At 55.1% G+C, this 15,024-nt stretch carries 19 protein-coding genes; 6 read left to right on the top strand and 13 right to left on the bottom strand.

Going from position 1 to position 15,024, the window contains the following annotated elements; genetic code table 11:
* Nucleotides 1-24: 24 nt before the first annotated feature.
* The gene (gene rlmE, locus ABLV17_RS15090; RefSeq protein WP_008806638.1) at nucleotides 25-654 is read right to left on the bottom strand and encodes a 23S rRNA (uridine(2552)-2'-O)-methyltransferase RlmE; all 630 of its coding nucleotides are present in this window, start codon (nucleotides 652-654) and stop codon (nucleotides 25-27) included.
* 123 nt (nucleotides 655-777) lie between these two features.
* On the opposite strand from rlmE, the gene yhbY reads away from it, so the two are divergent.
* Nucleotides 778-1,071 (top strand): ribosome assembly RNA-binding protein YhbY, encoded by a 294-nt coding sequence (gene yhbY / locus ABLV17_RS15085; protein ID WP_002918374.1) that lies wholly within the window; start codon nucleotides 778-780, stop codon nucleotides 1,069-1,071.
* Nucleotides 1,072-1,223: 152 nt separating this feature from the next.
* On the opposite strand, the gene greA is transcribed toward yhbY, so the two are convergent.
* Nucleotides 1,224-1,700: a transcription elongation factor GreA gene (greA, locus tag ABLV17_RS15080; protein WP_045394952.1), complete on the bottom strand. Its 477-nt coding sequence runs from the start codon at nucleotides 1,698-1,700 to the stop codon at nucleotides 1,224-1,226.
* 235 nt (nucleotides 1,701-1,935) lie between these two features.
* On the opposite strand from greA, the gene dacB reads away from it, so the two are divergent.
* Nucleotides 1,936-3,369, top strand: coding sequence for a serine-type D-Ala-D-Ala carboxypeptidase (dacB, locus tag ABLV17_RS15075; protein WP_047044712.1), 1,434 nt, complete (start codon nucleotides 1,936-1,938; stop codon nucleotides 3,367-3,369).
* Between the two features lie 45 nt (nucleotides 3,370-3,414).
* Here dacB and cgtA read toward each other — a convergent pair whose 3' ends face one another.
* The 4 genes from cgtA to rplU form a co-directional block, all read right to left on the bottom strand.
* Entirely contained in the window at nucleotides 3,415-4,590 is a 1,176-nt protein-coding gene (cgtA, locus tag ABLV17_RS15070) for an Obg family GTPase CgtA (RefSeq protein WP_045377966.1), read from the bottom strand.
* Nucleotides 4,591-4,605: 15 nt separating this feature from the next.
* Nucleotides 4,606-5,571, bottom strand: coding sequence for a DMT family transporter (locus ABLV17_RS15065; RefSeq protein ID WP_015369509.1), 966 nt, complete (start codon nucleotides 5,569-5,571; stop codon nucleotides 4,606-4,608).
* A 99-nt stretch (nucleotides 5,572-5,670) separates the two neighbouring features.
* On the bottom strand, nucleotides 5,671-5,928 hold the full coding sequence (gene rpmA, locus ABLV17_RS15060; RefSeq protein WP_002434222.1) for a 50S ribosomal protein L27: 258 nt from the start codon (nucleotides 5,926-5,928) through the stop codon (nucleotides 5,671-5,673).
* A 21-nt stretch (nucleotides 5,929-5,949) separates the two neighbouring features.
* Nucleotides 5,950-6,261: a 50S ribosomal protein L21 gene (gene rplU / locus ABLV17_RS15055; protein WP_015703604.1), complete on the bottom strand. Its 312-nt coding sequence runs from the start codon at nucleotides 6,259-6,261 to the stop codon at nucleotides 5,950-5,952.
* A gap of 260 nt (nucleotides 6,262-6,521) precedes the next feature.
* On the opposite strand from rplU, the gene ispB reads away from it, so the two are divergent.
* Nucleotides 6,522-7,493 (top strand): octaprenyl diphosphate synthase, encoded by a 972-nt coding sequence (gene ispB / locus ABLV17_RS15050; RefSeq protein WP_213793684.1) that lies wholly within the window; start codon nucleotides 6,522-6,524, stop codon nucleotides 7,491-7,493.
* A 195-nt stretch (nucleotides 7,494-7,688) separates the two neighbouring features.
* Nucleotides 7,689-7,961 carry a DNA-binding transcriptional regulator SfsB gene (sfsB, locus tag ABLV17_RS15045; protein WP_087859930.1) on the top strand — a complete coding sequence of 91 codons (273 nt, stop codon included), beginning with the start codon at nucleotides 7,689-7,691 and terminating at the stop codon, nucleotides 7,959-7,961.
* A 62-nt stretch (nucleotides 7,962-8,023) separates the two neighbouring features.
* Here the strand turns inward: sfsB and murA are convergent, their stop codons facing one another.
* The 7 genes from murA to mlaF form a co-directional block, all read right to left on the bottom strand.
* The gene (murA, locus tag ABLV17_RS15040; RefSeq protein WP_045394960.1) at nucleotides 8,024-9,283 is read right to left on the bottom strand and encodes a UDP-N-acetylglucosamine 1-carboxyvinyltransferase; all 1,260 of its coding nucleotides are present in this window, start codon (nucleotides 9,281-9,283) and stop codon (nucleotides 8,024-8,026) included.
* A 54-nt stretch (nucleotides 9,284-9,337) separates the two neighbouring features.
* A complete protein-coding gene (ibaG, locus tag ABLV17_RS15035) occupies nucleotides 9,338-9,592 on the bottom strand; it encodes a BolA family iron metabolism protein IbaG (RefSeq protein WP_015369504.1) in 255 nt (84 codons plus the stop codon).
* A gap of 136 nt (nucleotides 9,593-9,728) precedes the next feature.
* Complete coding sequence (gene mlaB, locus ABLV17_RS15030) at nucleotides 9,729-10,019, bottom strand: lipid asymmetry maintenance protein MlaB (protein ID WP_015369503.1); 291 nt, start codon at nucleotides 10,017-10,019, stop codon at nucleotides 9,729-9,731.
* On the bottom strand, nucleotides 10,019-10,654 hold the full coding sequence (mlaC, locus tag ABLV17_RS15025; RefSeq protein ID WP_015369502.1) for a phospholipid-binding protein MlaC: 636 nt from the start codon (nucleotides 10,652-10,654) through the stop codon (nucleotides 10,019-10,021). Before mlaC ends, mlaB begins: the two co-directional genes overlap by 1 nt.
* An 18-nt stretch (nucleotides 10,655-10,672) precedes the next feature.
* Nucleotides 10,673-11,224 carry an outer membrane lipid asymmetry maintenance protein MlaD gene (gene mlaD, locus ABLV17_RS15020; protein WP_213793685.1) on the bottom strand — a complete coding sequence of 184 codons (552 nt, stop codon included), beginning with the start codon at nucleotides 11,222-11,224 and terminating at the stop codon, nucleotides 10,673-10,675.
* Between the two features lie 4 nt (nucleotides 11,225-11,228).
* Nucleotides 11,229-12,011 carry a lipid asymmetry maintenance ABC transporter permease subunit MlaE gene (gene mlaE, locus ABLV17_RS15015; RefSeq protein ID WP_015369500.1) on the bottom strand — a complete coding sequence of 261 codons (783 nt, stop codon included), beginning with the start codon at nucleotides 12,009-12,011 and terminating at the stop codon, nucleotides 11,229-11,231.
* A 7-nt stretch (nucleotides 12,012-12,018) separates the two neighbouring features.
* On the bottom strand, nucleotides 12,019-12,831 hold the full coding sequence (gene mlaF / locus ABLV17_RS15010; RefSeq protein WP_015369499.1) for a phospholipid ABC transporter ATP-binding protein MlaF: 813 nt from the start codon (nucleotides 12,829-12,831) through the stop codon (nucleotides 12,019-12,021).
* A 206-nt stretch (nucleotides 12,832-13,037) separates the two neighbouring features.
* Here mlaF and ABLV17_RS15005 point away from each other — a divergent pair, with 206 nt between their 5' ends.
* A complete protein-coding gene (locus tag ABLV17_RS15005) occupies nucleotides 13,038-14,015 on the top strand; it encodes a calcium/sodium antiporter (protein ID WP_113373138.1) in 978 nt (325 codons plus the stop codon).
* 14 nt (nucleotides 14,016-14,029) lie between these two features.
* On the top strand, nucleotides 14,030-15,016 hold the full coding sequence (gene kdsD, locus ABLV17_RS15000; RefSeq protein WP_015369497.1) for an arabinose-5-phosphate isomerase KdsD: 987 nt from the start codon (nucleotides 14,030-14,032) through the stop codon (nucleotides 15,014-15,016).
* Nucleotides 15,017-15,024: the final 8 nt, after the last annotated feature.

The following is a 15,024-nucleotide window of genomic DNA, read 5'->3' as shown; positions in this document are numbered from 1 at the left end:
AAACTTTCGTTTGAAATCTACCGGTTATGGTTTACGCCCGGTCGCTACAATATACACTTCACGCGAACGAGCGCGGGAAGAGTCCGGCTTACGAACTTTGACCTTCGTAAACAGGGAGCGAATTTCTCTAAGATACTCATCGAAGCCTTCGCCCTGGAACACCTTCACAACAAAACTACCACCTGGCGCTAATACATCACGAGACATTTCAAGCGCCAGTTCTACCAGATACATAGCCCGGGGAATATCCACCGCCGGTGTTCCGCACATATTCGGCGCCATATCGGACATGACAACTTGTACTTTACTGTCGCCTACTCGCTCAAGTAACGCTTTCAGGACTAATTCATCACGAAAATCGCCCTGAAGGAAGTCCACACCGACGATTGGATCCATTGGTAAAAGATCGCAAGCGATGATGCGGCCGCTGTTTCCGATCTGCGTAACCGCGTATTGCGACCAGCCACCGGGAGCAGCGCCGAGATCGACTATCGTCATCCCCGGCTTAAAAATCTTGTCACTTTGCTGTATTTCATCAAGTTTAAACCAGGCACGGGAACGTAACCCCTTTTTCTGTGCCTGTTGAACATATTTATCGCTAAAGTGTTCCTGAAGCCAGCGGCTTGAGCTGGCAGAACGCTTTTTACCTGTCATTTAACATTCCCATTCGGGTTCATCGTACTTTACTGCGTAAAAATCGACGCGGTAGTTTGGCGATATATGGGAGATGGCGGTAGAATGACCCGTTTTCAATCCCAACGTAAGCAAAAAAATACGATGAATCTGAGTACTAAACAAAAACAGCACCTGAAAGGTCTGGCACATCCGCTCAAGCCGGTAGTTATGCTTGGCAATAATGGTTTGACCGAAGGGGTACTGGCCGAGATCGAACAAGCGTTAGGGCACCATGAGCTCATCAAGGTGAAGATCGCCTCAGAAGATCGCGAAACTAAAGCCTTGATCGTGGAAGCCATCGTGCGTGAAACCGGCGCCTGTAACGTACAGGTCATCGGTAAAACGCTGGTTCTGTACCGCCCAACGCCAGAGCGTAAAATCTCGCTGCCACGCTAAGAATATCCTGAATCCCGACACAACATTGTGTAAAACGAGGGATTTCTGTGGCCAGGCGAGCAAAATGCCATGCTCCTGACGTTGATAAAAGGCCGCTATGCGGCCTTTTTCCTTTCTTTACAATCTATAAACATCGTAGCGGGAAATACGCCTTACAGGTATTCAACCTTGGTAATTTCGTATTCCACTTCACCACCCGGGGTACGGATAGTGACGACGTCATCCTGCTCTTTGCCGATCAGGCCGCGGGCGATCGGTGAATTCACAGAGATCAGATTCTGTTTAAAATCCGCTTCGTCATCGCCCACGATGCGGTAAGTCTGCTCTTCGTCGTTATCCAGGTTCAGCACGCTGACCGTAGAGCCGAAAATCACGCGGCCATTATTCGGCATCTTAGTGATATCGATAACCTGCGCATTCGACAGTTTTGCTTCGATATCCTTGATACGACCTTCGCAGAAGCCCTGCTGTTCGCGGGCGGCGTGGTATTCCGCGTTCTCTTTCAGATCGCCGTGCTCACGCGCCTCAGCGATAGCAGCAATAATCTCTGGACGACGTACGGACTTCAGGAAATCCAGTTCTTCGCGCAGTTTTTCTGCGCCACGTAAGGTCATCGGAATAGCTTGCATTTGTTATACCTCTTTATCATTCCTTCATGGAACGGACGGAGTCGTTCCGCCATCGGTCACGTCTTAGCCATGGCCGAAGCAAAAAGAAAACCGACCCGGGAAACACTCCCCAGGTCAGCAGCAATTTTCAATTTGATACGCATTTTACCCTGAAGTTCACTATGGGTCATCGTTTACTTTACAGGGCGATGCACCGTAGTATGACGGCTTGGTTTCAGGTTGTTAGCGCGAGATTATGCGATTTCCCAGATTTATCATCGGATTGACTGCCGGTATAGCGCTTAGCGCTCAGGCCGCGAATATTGACGAGTACATCAGCCAGCTTCCTGCCGGCGCGAACCTTGCCTTCATGGCGCAAAAGGTTGGCTCCCCGACGCCGGAGATAGACTTTCACAGCCAGCAGATGGCGCTGCCTGCCAGTACCCAGAAGGTGATCACCGCGCTGGCCGCGTTGTTGCAGCTGGGGCCGGACTTCCGCTTCACTACGACGCTGGAAACCAAAGGTTCCCTTGACGGCGGCGTGCTGAAAGGCGACCTGATTGCCCGCTTCGGCGGCGATCCGACGCTAAAGCGTCAGGATATCCGCAACATGGTGGCGTCGCTGAAAAAAGCCGGCGTGCAGCGCATTGAAGGAAATGTGCTTATCGATACCTCGGTTTTCGCCAGCCACGATAAAGCCCCCGGCTGGCCATGGAATGACATGACGCAGTGCTTCAGCGCCCCGCCAGCGGCAGCGATCGTTGATCGTAACTGTTTCTCCGTCTCGCTCTATAGCGCACAGAAACCCGGCGATTTGGCCTTTATCCGCGTGGCCTCTTACTATCCGGTCACCATGTTCAGCCAGGTGCGGACGCTGGCGCGCGGCTCCGCAGAAGCGCAGTACTGCGAGCTGGACGTCGTACCAGGCGATCTCAACCGCTACACCCTCACTGGCTGCCTGCCGCAGCGCAGCGAACCGCTACCGCTGGCGTTCGCCATTCAGGACGGCGCAGGCTATGCAGGTGCGATCCTGAAAGCTGAGCTCACCGATGCGGGTATTACCTACAGCGGCACTCTCTTGCGCCAGACCCTGGCCAACGATCCGGGCACCGTGCTGGCGACGACCCAATCGGCGCCGTTGCACGATCTTCTGCGCATCATGCTGAAGAAATCCGATAACATGATTGCTGATACGGTGTTTCGTACTATCGGCCACGCGCGGATGGGCGTGCCGGGAACCTGGCGCGCAGGTTCCGACGCGGTGCGGCAAATCCTGCGCCAGCAGGCGGGTATTGACCTCGGTAACACGATTATCGCCGATGGCTCAGGCCTGTCCCGACACAACCTTATCGCGCCGGCGACGATGATGCAGGTATTGCAGTACATCGCTCAGCACGATAACGAGCTCAACTTTATCTCGATGTTGCCGCTTGCCGGACACGATGGTTCACTGCAGTATCGCGCCGGTCTTCATCAGGCGGGCGTAGACGGTAAGGTTTCGGCGAAGACCGGTTCTCTGCAGGGGGTATATAACCTGGCAGGTTTCATCACCACCGCCAGCGGGCAAAAGATGGCTTTCGTGCAGTACCTCTCCGGCTACGCGGTGCCGCCGGGTGACCAGCGCAACCGCCGCATACCATTGGTGCGCTTCGAAAGTCGACTGTATAAAGATTTGTACCAGAACAACTAAAAACAAAAGGGCCGCATTGGATGATGCGGCCCTTTTTACTCAGGATTAACGTTTGTAGATGAATTCGACGCCTTCTTCGTCGTCTTCGTCCCAGTCGTCATCCCAGTCTTCGTCATCTTCTTCCAGTTCGGCTTCTTCAAGCTGCTGACGGTGATAGTCGTCCCACATGAACTCGACTTTCTCCGGCTTCTGCTCTTCTTCCGCCTGCACGATTGGGTTTTCGATGATAAAGGTCATCACGTCCCAGCACAGGTCTTTAACGCCCTGCTGGCTGGCCGCGGAGATCAGATAGAATTTATCTTCCCAACCCAGCGCTTCGGCGATGGCCTTCGCTTTGGCTTCAGCCTCCGCTTTGTCCATCAGGTCAATCTTGTTGAAGACCAACCAGCGCGGTTTAGAGGCCAGCTTCTCGCTGTATTTCTCCAGTTCGCCGATGATAATGCGCGCATTCTCAACCGGATCGGAACCGTCGATAGGCTCGATGTCGATAAGATGCAGCAGCACGCGGCAGCGCTCGAGGTGCTTAAGGAAGCGAATACCAAGGCCAGCGCCTTCCGCCGCGCCCTCAATCAGCCCCGGAATATCGGCGACCACAAAGCTCTTCTCGTTGTCCATACGCACCACGCCCAGGCTCGGCACCAGGGTGGTAAATGGATAATCGGCTACTTTCGGCTTCGCCGCGGAGACCGCGCGAATGAAGGTGGATTTACCGGCATTCGGCATCCCCAGCATCCCCACGTCGGCCAGCAGCATCAGTTCGAGCTGCAGATCGCGCTTATCGCCCGGCGTACCCATGGTTTTCTGACGCGGGGTACGGTTAACGGATGATTTGAAGCGCGTGTTGCCCAGACCGTGCCAGCCGCCTTTTGCGACCATTAAACGCTGACCGTGCTTGGTCATATCGCCCATGGTCTCGCCGGTCCCCTGGTCGATGACGCGGGTCCCTACAGGCACTTTCACCGTAACATCTTTACCGCGTTTACCGGTGCAGTCGCGGCTCTGACCGTTCTGTCCGCGTTCTGCGCGGAAAGATTTTTCGAATCGATAGTCGATCAGGGTGTTGAGGTTCTCGTCCGCTTCCAGCCAAACGTCGCCGCCGTCACCGCCATCACCGCCGTCAGGGCCGCCTCGCGGAATATATTTTTCGCGGCGGAAGCTAACGCAACCATTGCCGCCGTCACCTGCTACGACCAGGATCGTTGCTTCATCTACAAACTTCATTTTACTCTCCGTAAATCATTCGCCTGAGCGGGGCAGCGGTACAACCGCCTCTCGCTTGCGCCAACGTCCCCAAAGACGATGGCCAATGGCGGAATACATCGCGCCCGCAACCACGACAAACGCACCGAGATAACCAATCAGGTTTAACATCGGTCTGGCGAAAACATCGGGCCAGGCCATTGATAATAAATCAGAAAACAGTAGCGTAAACAGTGGCGTTAAGGTAATTAACGCGCTGACCTGAGCCGCCTGCCAGCGCGCCATGGCTTCCGCCAGCGCCCCGTAGCCGACCAGGGTATTCAGCCCGCAAAAAATCAGGCAAGCCAGTTGCCAGTCGCTCAGTTGGGAGATAACCCCCGGTTTAGCGAGCGGCAGTAAAGCAATCGTACATAAAGTGTACAGCAAAAATAGTATCTGCTGTGATGCCAGGCGCCGCAATAACACCTTTTGCGCGACTCCGTAGCTTACCCACACCGTTGCCGCTGCGACACCAAAAATTACCCCCCACGTGTAGTCCGTGAGACGGGTAAAGATTTCAATCAGGCTGGTGTTGAAGAACATCACCAGCCCGCTGAGCAACATCAGCGCCCCCACAACCTGGGTACCACGCATGCGCTCTTTCAGAATCACAACGCTTGCCACCATCATACCGACCGGCGATAGCTGGCCGATGACCTGGGAGGCCGTTGGACTGAGATATTGCAGGGAAGAGCTGAACAGAATGAAGTTACCGAACAAACCGCCGGTAGCAATCGCTAATAAAACCAACCAGCGCGGCTTGCGAAAAATTCGCAGCGGCGGCAGCTTGCCTTTGATGGCGAGGATCGCGCCAAGACCAATACTGGCCATCAAAAAGCGATAAAAGACCACCGTTGGCGGCTCCATCACTTCGAGAACCTGCTTCATTGCAATTGGCAGTGCTCCCCAACACATCGCGGTGGTTAGCGCCAAAAGAATGCCAATGCCGGCCTGCTGCTTCATGATGCCCGTTTTCCCTGCAGAAATTTTTTCCGGGATTCTAATGTAAAAAGCCCCGCAACGTGTTGCGGGGCTTTCATCCGTCACCAGGACGCGAAAAACTTATTCAGCAACGATGCTGATGAATTTACGGTTTTTCGGGCCTTTAACTTCGAACTTGACTTTACCGTCAGTCAAAGCGAACAGAGTGTGGTCACGGCCGCAACCAACGTTGGTGCCAGCGTGGAATTTAGTACCACGTTGACGAACGATGATGCTACCTGCCAGAACTGCTTCACCGCCGAAACGTTTTACGCCCAGACGTTTAGCTTCTGAATCGCGACCGTTACGAGTCGAGCCGCCAGCCTTTTTATGTGCCATTTAAATCTACTCCCTCAAGTCTTAGGCGCTGATGCCAGTGATTTTCACATCAGTGAACCACTGACGGTGGCCTGCTTGCTTACGATAGTGTTTACGACGACGAAACTTAACGATTTTAACTTTCTCGCCACGACCGTGAGCAACAACTTCAGCTTTGATCACGCCGCCCTCAACGAAAGGAACGCCGATCTTGATTTCTTCACCGTTTGCGATCATCAGAACTTCAGCGAACTCAACAGCTTCGCCAGTTGCGATGTCCAGCTTTTCCAGGCGAACGGTCTGACCTTCGCTTACTCGGTGTTGTTTACCACCACTTTGGAAAACCGCGTACATATAAAACTCCGCTTCCGCGCACCTCTTCGTGTGATTCAGAGTGCGCTATAAATATTCACAATAGGGCGCGAATATTACGCAAAACGCGACCCTTTGACAAGAGCGATCATCGATCAACGCAGAAAAAAAACACAACTTTCACGCTAACGTTTATCTGCGCTGATTTTTCAGTACAATCATATCTTCTTTTAATTCTATCTTAATCCTTCTGTGATCCCACCTGGATTCGCGGTAACAGGACATTTGGCCCGGCTTTTGCGATGAATTTAGAAAAAATCAATGAGTTAACCGCGCAGGATATGGCGGGTGTCAATGCGGCAATCCTTGAGCAGCTCAACTCAGATGTTCAGCTTATCAATCAGTTAGGCTACTACATCGTCAGCGGAGGCGGTAAACGTATTCGTCCGATGATCGCCGTGCTTTCAGCTCGCGCGGTCGGCTATCAGGGGAATGCGCACGTCAACATTGCCGCACTGATCGAATTTATTCATACCGCGACCCTACTGCATGACGACGTCGTCGACGAGTCCGATATGCGCCGCGGCAAGGCGACGGCCAATGCCGCATTCGGCAATGCCGCCAGCGTACTGGTGGGCGACTTTATCTACACCCGCGCCTTCCAGATGATGACCCGTCTCGGTTCGCTGAAGGTGCTGGAAGTGATGTCGGAAGCCGTAAACGTCATCGCCGAAGGCGAAGTCCTGCAGTTGATGAACGTCAACGACCCGGATATCACGGAAGAGAACTATATGCGGGTCATCTACAGTAAGACCGCCCGTCTGTTCGAAGCCGCTTCGCAGTGTTCCGGCATCCTGGCTGGTTGCAGCGCGGAAGAAGAGCAGGCGCTGCAGGATTATGGCCGTTACCTCGGCACCGCGTTCCAGCTGATTGACGATCTGCTGGATTACAGTTCCGATGGCGAACGCCTTGGCAAAAACGTCGGTGATGACCTGAACGAAGGCAAACCAACGCTGCCTCTGCTGCACGCGATGCATCACGGTACCCCGGATCAGGCGGCGATGATTCGCGGCGCTATCGAGCAGGGGAACGGGCGCCATTTGCTTGACGCGGTACTTGAAACCATGGCGGCCTGCGGTTCGCTGGAGTGGACGCAGAAACGTGCGGAAGAAGAAGCCGATAAAGCTATCGCCGCGCTGCAGGTTCTGCCGGATACGCCGTGGCGCGAGGCGCTCATCGGCCTTGCCCATATCGCCGTTCAGCGCGACCACTAATCCCCCCCTTTCTCCCGCGCGCATTGCGCGGGAGAGTTCCAATAAAATCCAATATCCTTCAAATGACGCCAGAAACCTTAATATATTCTGAATATACAGGAACAATAAGGGAACTTGTTAAAACCATATAAGAACCAGGGTATAGTATTCCAGCCGTCCGTATTGACGCGCAGACAGTTATCACCGGGAGAATTTATGGATAAGTTCATCGACTGGCATTCAGCGGATATTATTGCCGGCCTTCGCAAAAAGGGGACGTCGCTCGCAGCTGAGTCGCGACGTCACGGTTTAAGCTCTTCTACGCTTGCCAACGCGCTAACCCGTCCGTGGCCAAAGGGCGAATTGATTATTGCTAACGCGCTGGGAACCGAGCCGTGGGTTATCTGGCCATCGCGTTATCACGATCCCATTACCCATCAGTTCATCGACAGAACGCAGATGATGCGTCAGAAGAGAAATAAGACCTAATGTGAGGGAGAGCTCGATAACAGCCCCCGGACGGACGTCAGAGGGCTGCTACCGAAGCGGGATTACTCGCCTTTGACGCGTTCGATATTCGCGCCCAGAGCCTGCAGTTTATCTTCGATGCGCTCATAGCCGCGATCGATGTGATAGATACGGTCGACGATGGTCGTCCCTTCCGCAATACAACCCGCCAGCACCAGGCTTGCAGATGCACGCAGGTCGGTCGCCATGACCTGTGCGCCAGACAGCTTCGCGACACCATGGCAAATCGCGGTATTGCTTTCAATTTCCGCGTGCGCGCCCATACGGATCAGTTCCGGAATGTGCATGAAGCGGTTTTCGAAGATGGTTTCGGTGATAACGCCAGTCCCTTCAGCCACCAGGTTCAACAAAGTGAACTGAGCCTGCATGTCGGTTGGGAAACCCGGGTGCGGCGCGGTACGCACGTTGACCGCTTTCGGACGGTTACCGTGCATATCGAGGCTAATCCAGTCTTCACCGACTTCAATATCCGCGCCAGCTTCACGCAGCTTCGCCAGTACCGCATCCAGGGTATCCGGCTGCGCATGGCGGCACATAATTTTACCGCCGGAGATCGCCGCGGCAACCAGGAAGGTACCGGTTTCGATACGGTCCGGCAGTACGCGATAAACGCCGCCACCCAGACGCGCGACGCCTTCGATGGTGATACGGTCGCTGCCCTGGCCTTTGATTTTCGCACCCAGCGCGTTAAGGAAGTTGGCGGTATCGACGATTTCCGGCTCGCGCGCGGCGTTTTCGATAACGGTGGTGCCTTCAGCCAGCGTCGCCGCGCTCATGATAGTCACGGTCGCGCCTACGCTCACCTTATCCATCACGATATGCGCGCCTTTCAGACGCCCGTTAACCGACGCCTTCACATAGCCTTCTTCCAGTTTGATTTCCGCGCCCAGCTGTTCCAGGCCGGTAATGTGCAGGTCGACCGGACGCGCGCCGATAGCGCAGCCGCCCGGCAGAGAAACCTGGCCCTGGCCGAAACGCGCCACCAGCGGCCCCAGCGCCCAAATGGAAGCACGCATGGTTTTCACTAAATCGTACGGAGCACAGAAAACATTTACCGGGCCAGCATCGATCCATACGGAACCATTGCGCTCGACCTTCGCGCCCAACTGACTCAGCAGCTTCATGGTGGTATCGATATCTTTCAGCTTCGGTACGTTCTGGATTTCAATCGGCTCTTCGGCTAACAGCGCGGCAAAGAGGATTGGCAGGGCAGCGTTTTTAGCGCCGGAAATGGTGACCTCGCCCTGCAGGCGAGTCGGCCCCTGAACACGGAATTTATCCATTGATTCTGTTCTCGGTTAAAAATTCATCAACGCTGTAGGGAACATCCCTACAGCTTAAAAGCCATTAAGTTTGCGATCGCGCGCCCATTCTTGCGGGGTAAACGCTTTGATCGACAGCGCATGAATGCGATTGTCGGCAATATATTCCATCAGCGGCGCGTAGATAGCCTGCTGTTTTTTTACCCGGCTCATGCCGTCGAACATCTCACCCACAGCGATAACCTGAAAGTGGCTGCCATCGCCAGAGACGTGGACTTCCTGAAGGGAGAGTGCGTTCATCAGCACGGTCTGAATTTCATGATTTTCCATGGGATCAAATTTTTCTGAGAGTGAAAACAGCCCAACATCTTAGAGGAAAGTGGCGCTGTCTTAAACAAGCAAAAAGCCCCATCGAACAGATTGATGAGGCTTTCAGAATAGCTTCAGCATTAACTCACTGAAAAAATTACGGGATCATGTCCGCCGGAAGGTTGTAAAGACTGACCAGCGTTTGCAGGTTTTCGCTTTTCCCCACCACTTGCGCCGTTTTGCCCTGCCGACGTACCAGCGCGACAAAATGAACCAGTAACGCCACCCCGGCGCTATCGACCCGTGAAACGTCGCTGAGGTCGATAGTGGATACGCCGTCGGTCGCCTGCGCGCGTGCATTCCATAGCGGCAGTATAAATTCCTGATCCAGTTCGCCGCGCAACGCCAGGCGTTCACCGTCGCGGTTCCAGCTCAGTTGCTCACTCATTATTTTTTCTGATCCAGAGTGATCGGCTGGGCTGAAATAGCTTTCAGCTGCGCGGTCAGACCATCAACGCCTTTCGTACGCAGCAGGTCGCTCCACTCGTTTTGTTTGGTGGTGATCATGCTGACGCCTTCGGCGATCATGTCATAAGCCTGCCAGTTGCCGGTCTGGGTATTTTTACGCCATTGGAAGTCCAGACGTACCGGAGGACGGCCGTTCGGATCGAGGATAGTGACGCGAATCGGCACGATGGTTGCGCTACCCAGCGGCTGTTCAGGCGCAATTTGGTATGTCTGGCCGTGATACATCGCCAGCGCCTGACCGTAAGCCTGTTTCAGATACTCGCGGAAGGCGGCGAAGTAGGCTTCACGCTGTGCAGGCGTCGCCTCTTTGTAGTAACGGCCCAGCACCAGCGCACCGGCGTATTTCACCTGCACGTAAGGCAGCAGTTCCTGATCGACGATATCACGCAGATAGTTCGGGTTCGCTTTGATCTTCGGCTGTTCGTTCTTCAGACGATCGAAGGTCTTCTGCGCCGCCTCGTCCATCAGCTTATACGGGTTAGTTTGATCCGCGGCATGCGCGGCGGTCAGTGGAGCAATCACCAGCATGGCGACCATGAGTAAGCGTTTAAACATATCTTGTCTCTCCTGAAATTAATGCGTCATGCCGGCCTGCGGCGTAGCGTCAGTATCACCCTCAGCCGCCGCCTTATCATTGTCAGAATTCTGATTATCGCCGCCCTTGCTGTTATAGAGGAACTGGCCTATCAGATCTTCCAGCACCATCGCGGACTTGGTGTCCTGAATCGTACCGCCGTCTTTAAGAATAGCGGTGCCCAACTCCGGGTCTTCGAAACCGACATTCAGCGCCAGGTACTGCTCCCCGAGCAAACCAGAAGTACGAATCGCCAGCGAACTGGTATCCGGAATGTGGTTGTAGCTTTCGTCGATATCGATGGCAACGCGCGGCAGATAGGTTTTTGGATCGAGGGTGATATCCGCGACGCGACCAACCACCACGCCGCCAATACGCACCGGTGAACGCGCTTTCAGGCCGCCGATGTTATCGAAGGTCGCATAAAGACGATAAGTCGGTTCGGTACGTAACGAGGTCACGTTTGCCGCCTTCAGACAGACAAACAGCGCCGCCAGCAGCGCTGCCAGTAAGAACACACCTACCCAGATCTCATTTTTTTTCGTTTGCATGAACTTAATTCCCAAACATCAGCGCAGTCAGCACAAAATCCAGCCCCAGAACCGCCAGCGACGAATGCACCACGGTGCGCGTCGTTGCCCGGCTAATCCCAGCGGAAGTGGGGATAGCGTCATAACCATTGAATAACGCAATCCAGGTTACCGTAACGGCAAAAACCAGACTTTTAATCAGGCAGTTAACCAGATCCATTCGCCAGTCGACGGCGTTTTGCATCGCGGTCCAGAAGAACCCCGCGTCGATGCCTTTCCAGCTGACGCCAACCAGCGAACCGCCCCAGACGCCCACGGCGACGAAAATGATCGTCAACAGCGGTAGCGAGATGACTCCGGCCCAGAAGCGCGGCGAAATCACCCGGCGCAGCGGATCTACCGCCATCATTTCCATGCTGGAGAGCTGCTCGGTCGCCCGCATCAGGCCAATCTCGGCGGTTAACGCCGAACCGGCTCGTCCGGCGAACAGCAGCGCTGCCACCACCGGCCCCAGCTCGCGCAGCAGCGACAGCGCCACCAGCATACCCAGACTGGTCTCTGCGCTATAGGTCGTTAATACCAGATAGCCCTGCAGCCCCAGTACCATACCGATGAACAGCCCCGAGACGATAATAATCAGCATCGATAGCACGCCGACGTTATACAGCTGGCGTACCAGCAGCGGCGCATGCTTGCGAAATTCCGGCTTGCCCACCACGGCATTAAATAGCATTAATCCGGCGCGCCCGAAGGTCGCGGTGGTTTTGATGCCGCGGTGTCCGAGCGCTGCCAGCGCATTAAATAGCATGAGTCGTTTAACTCCCTTTGCCTAATAAATCATGGTGGTAATCGCCCGCAGGATAGCGGAACGGCACCGGGCCGTCAGCGATGCCATCAATGAACTGGCGCACGCGCGGATCGCTATTTTCACGCAGCGATTGCGCGCTGCCGTGGGCAACGATTTTCTTATCCGCCACAATGTAGGCGTAATCCGCAATGCTCAGCACTTCCGGCACGTCGTGCGATACCACAATGCAGGTCACTCCCAGGGTACTATTTAGCTCTGAGATAAGTTTAACCAATACGCCCATGGTGATGGGATCCTGTCCGACGAAGGGTTCGTCAAACATGATCAGATCCGGCTCAAGGGCAATCGCCCGCGCCAGCGCCGCGCGCCGCGCCATCCCGCCGGAGAGCTCCGAAGGCATCAGTTTCGCCGCGCCGCGTAACCCAACCGCTTCCAGCTTCATCATGACGGTGGTATGCAGCAGCGCATCCGGCAACTGCGTATGTTCACGCAGCGGGTAAGCTACGTTATCAAACACGTTCATATCGGTGAATAGCGCGCCGGACTGAAACAGCATGCTCATGCGTTTACGCACGGTATACAGCCGCGAGCGCGTCATTTGCGGCACGTTTTCGCCGTCAAACAGGATCTCGCCGCTGTCCGGCGGGATCTGGCCGCCTATCAAACGCAGCAGGGTCGTCTTGCCGATCCCCGATGGCCCCATAATGGCGGTAATCTTGCCGCGAGGCACCGATAGCGAGATATCATCGAAGATGACGCGGTCGCCCCGAGAGAAACGAATACCGCGAACCTCGACTAAATTCGCCAGAGTTTGGCTCATAAAATCATCCTTACTAAACCTTCGGGCTAAGCATGGCGCTTTCTTTCACCACAAACCCAACATTTTTACAGAATCTTACCTGCCCGGGTTAGCGAAAGCTGGCATTTGTTTTACTTTTGCCACACATAAAGTCAAAATTAAGAATTCGTTACGCTGTGTACGGACGGCCAGCGAGGCGACGATTATACCTGAAGAAAGGACTTTAGATGCTCTTAGCAACGGCTCTGTTAATAATTGGTTTACTGCTGGTAGTTTACAGCGCCGATCGTCTGGTATACGCCGCTTCAATACTGTGTCGCATGATGGGGATCCCGCCGCTCATCATCGGCATGACTGTCGTGAGCATCGGTACCAGCCTGCCGGAGATCATCGTTTCCACCGCGGCCTCCCTTCACGGGCAAACCGATCTGGCGATCGGTACGGCGTTGGGATCCAATATTACGAATATTCTATTAATTCTCGGTCTTGCCGCCCTGCTCCATCCATTTACCGTGCATTCTGATATCCTGCGCCGCGAATTGCCGTTAATGTTGCTGGTTAGTTTACTGGCGGGATTTGTGCTCTACGATGGCCAGCTGTCGCGTCTGGATGGTCTGTTTTTACTGGCGCTGGCCATACTATGGCTGGTATTCACTCTAAAAATAGCGCGCCTGGCGGAACGTCAGGGCAGCGATAGCCTGACGCGGGAACAGCTGGCGGAGCTGCCGCGCGGCGGTTCGCTGCCCGTCGCCCTGCTATGGCTCGGGGTGGCGATGATCGTCATGCCGATGGCCACCCGCATGGTGGTGGATAACGCCACGGTGCTGGCGAACTATTTCGCCATTAGCGAACTGACGGTCGGCTTAACGGTTATTGCTATCGGCACCAGCCTGCCGGAACTGGCCACCGCCATCGCCGGCGCACGAAAAGGGGAAGACGATATCGCCATCGGGAATATCATTGGCGCCAATATTCTTAACCTCGTGCTGGTGCTCGGGCTGCCGGCGTTAATCGCCCCTGGCGCCTTCCCTGCCGAAGCTTTTACGCGCGACTACAGCGTGATGCTGCTGGTGAGCGCGATCTTCGCGCTGCTGTGCTGGCGGCGTAAACGGCAGCCGGGTCGCGTAGCGGGCGCCTTGCTGGTCGGCGGCTTTATGGTTTGGTTGGCGCTGCTGTTTTGTTCAGCGCCGTACTTCGTTGAATGAATTGGGATAACATCATGTCGCAAATAGATTTGCCAACGGATTTTGACTTTCAACAGGCAGGACGTCAGGTTCTGGAAATTGAACGTGAAGGTCTGGCCCAGCTCGATCAGTATATTAATGAAGATTTCACCCGCGCCTGTGAGACGATTTTCCGCTGCGGCGGTAAGGTCGTCGTGATGGGTATGGGCAAATCCGGTCATATCGGGCGCAAAATGGCGGCGACCTTCGCCAGTACCGGCACCTCGGCTTTTTTTGTCCACCCCGGTGAAGCCGCGCACGGCGATCTGGGGATGGTGACGCCGCAGGATGTGGTCATCGCGTTATCTAACTCCGGTGAATCCAATGAAATCCTGGCGTTGATTCCGGTGCTTAAACGCCAGCAGGTGCCGCTTATCTGCGTCACCAGTCGTCCGGATAGCAGCATGGCGCGCGCCGCCGATATTCATCTGTGCGTGAAAGTGCCGAAAGAAGCCTGTCCGCTAGGTCTGGCGCCGACCTCCAGCACCACCGCCGCGCTGGTGATGGGCGACGCCCTCGCCGTGGCGCTGCTCGAAGCGCGCGGTTTTACCGCCGAAGATTTCGCCCTGTCGCACCCCGGCGGCGCACTCGGTCGTAAGCTGCTGCTGCGGGTCAATGATATTATGCATACCGGCGACGAGATCCCCCACGTCGGCCTGCAGGCTACCCTGCGCGACGCGCTGCTGGAAATCACCCGCAAAAATCTGGGCATGACGGCCATCTGCGATGACGAGATGAATATCATCGGCATCTTCACCGACGGCGATCTGCGCCGCGTCTTCGATACCGGCGTCGATATGCGCAACGCCAGCATCGCTGAAGTCATGACTCCAGGCGGGATCCGCATTCGTCCGGGCATGCTGGCGGTAGATGCGCTCAACCTGATGCAGTCCCGCCATATCACCTGCGTGCTGGTTGCCGATGGCGACCGGCTGCTAGGTGTGGTACATATGCACGATCTGCTGCGCGCTGGCGTAGTGTAAGTAAGGAT

This window comes from Klebsiella sp. CN_Kp091 (assembly GCF_040065095.1).
Taxonomy (GTDB): Bacteria; Pseudomonadota; Gammaproteobacteria; order Enterobacterales; family Enterobacteriaceae; genus Klebsiella; species Klebsiella aerogenes.
The sequence above is the reverse complement of the archived record's forward strand: the minus strand, read 5'-3'. Positions and strand labels throughout refer to the sequence as shown.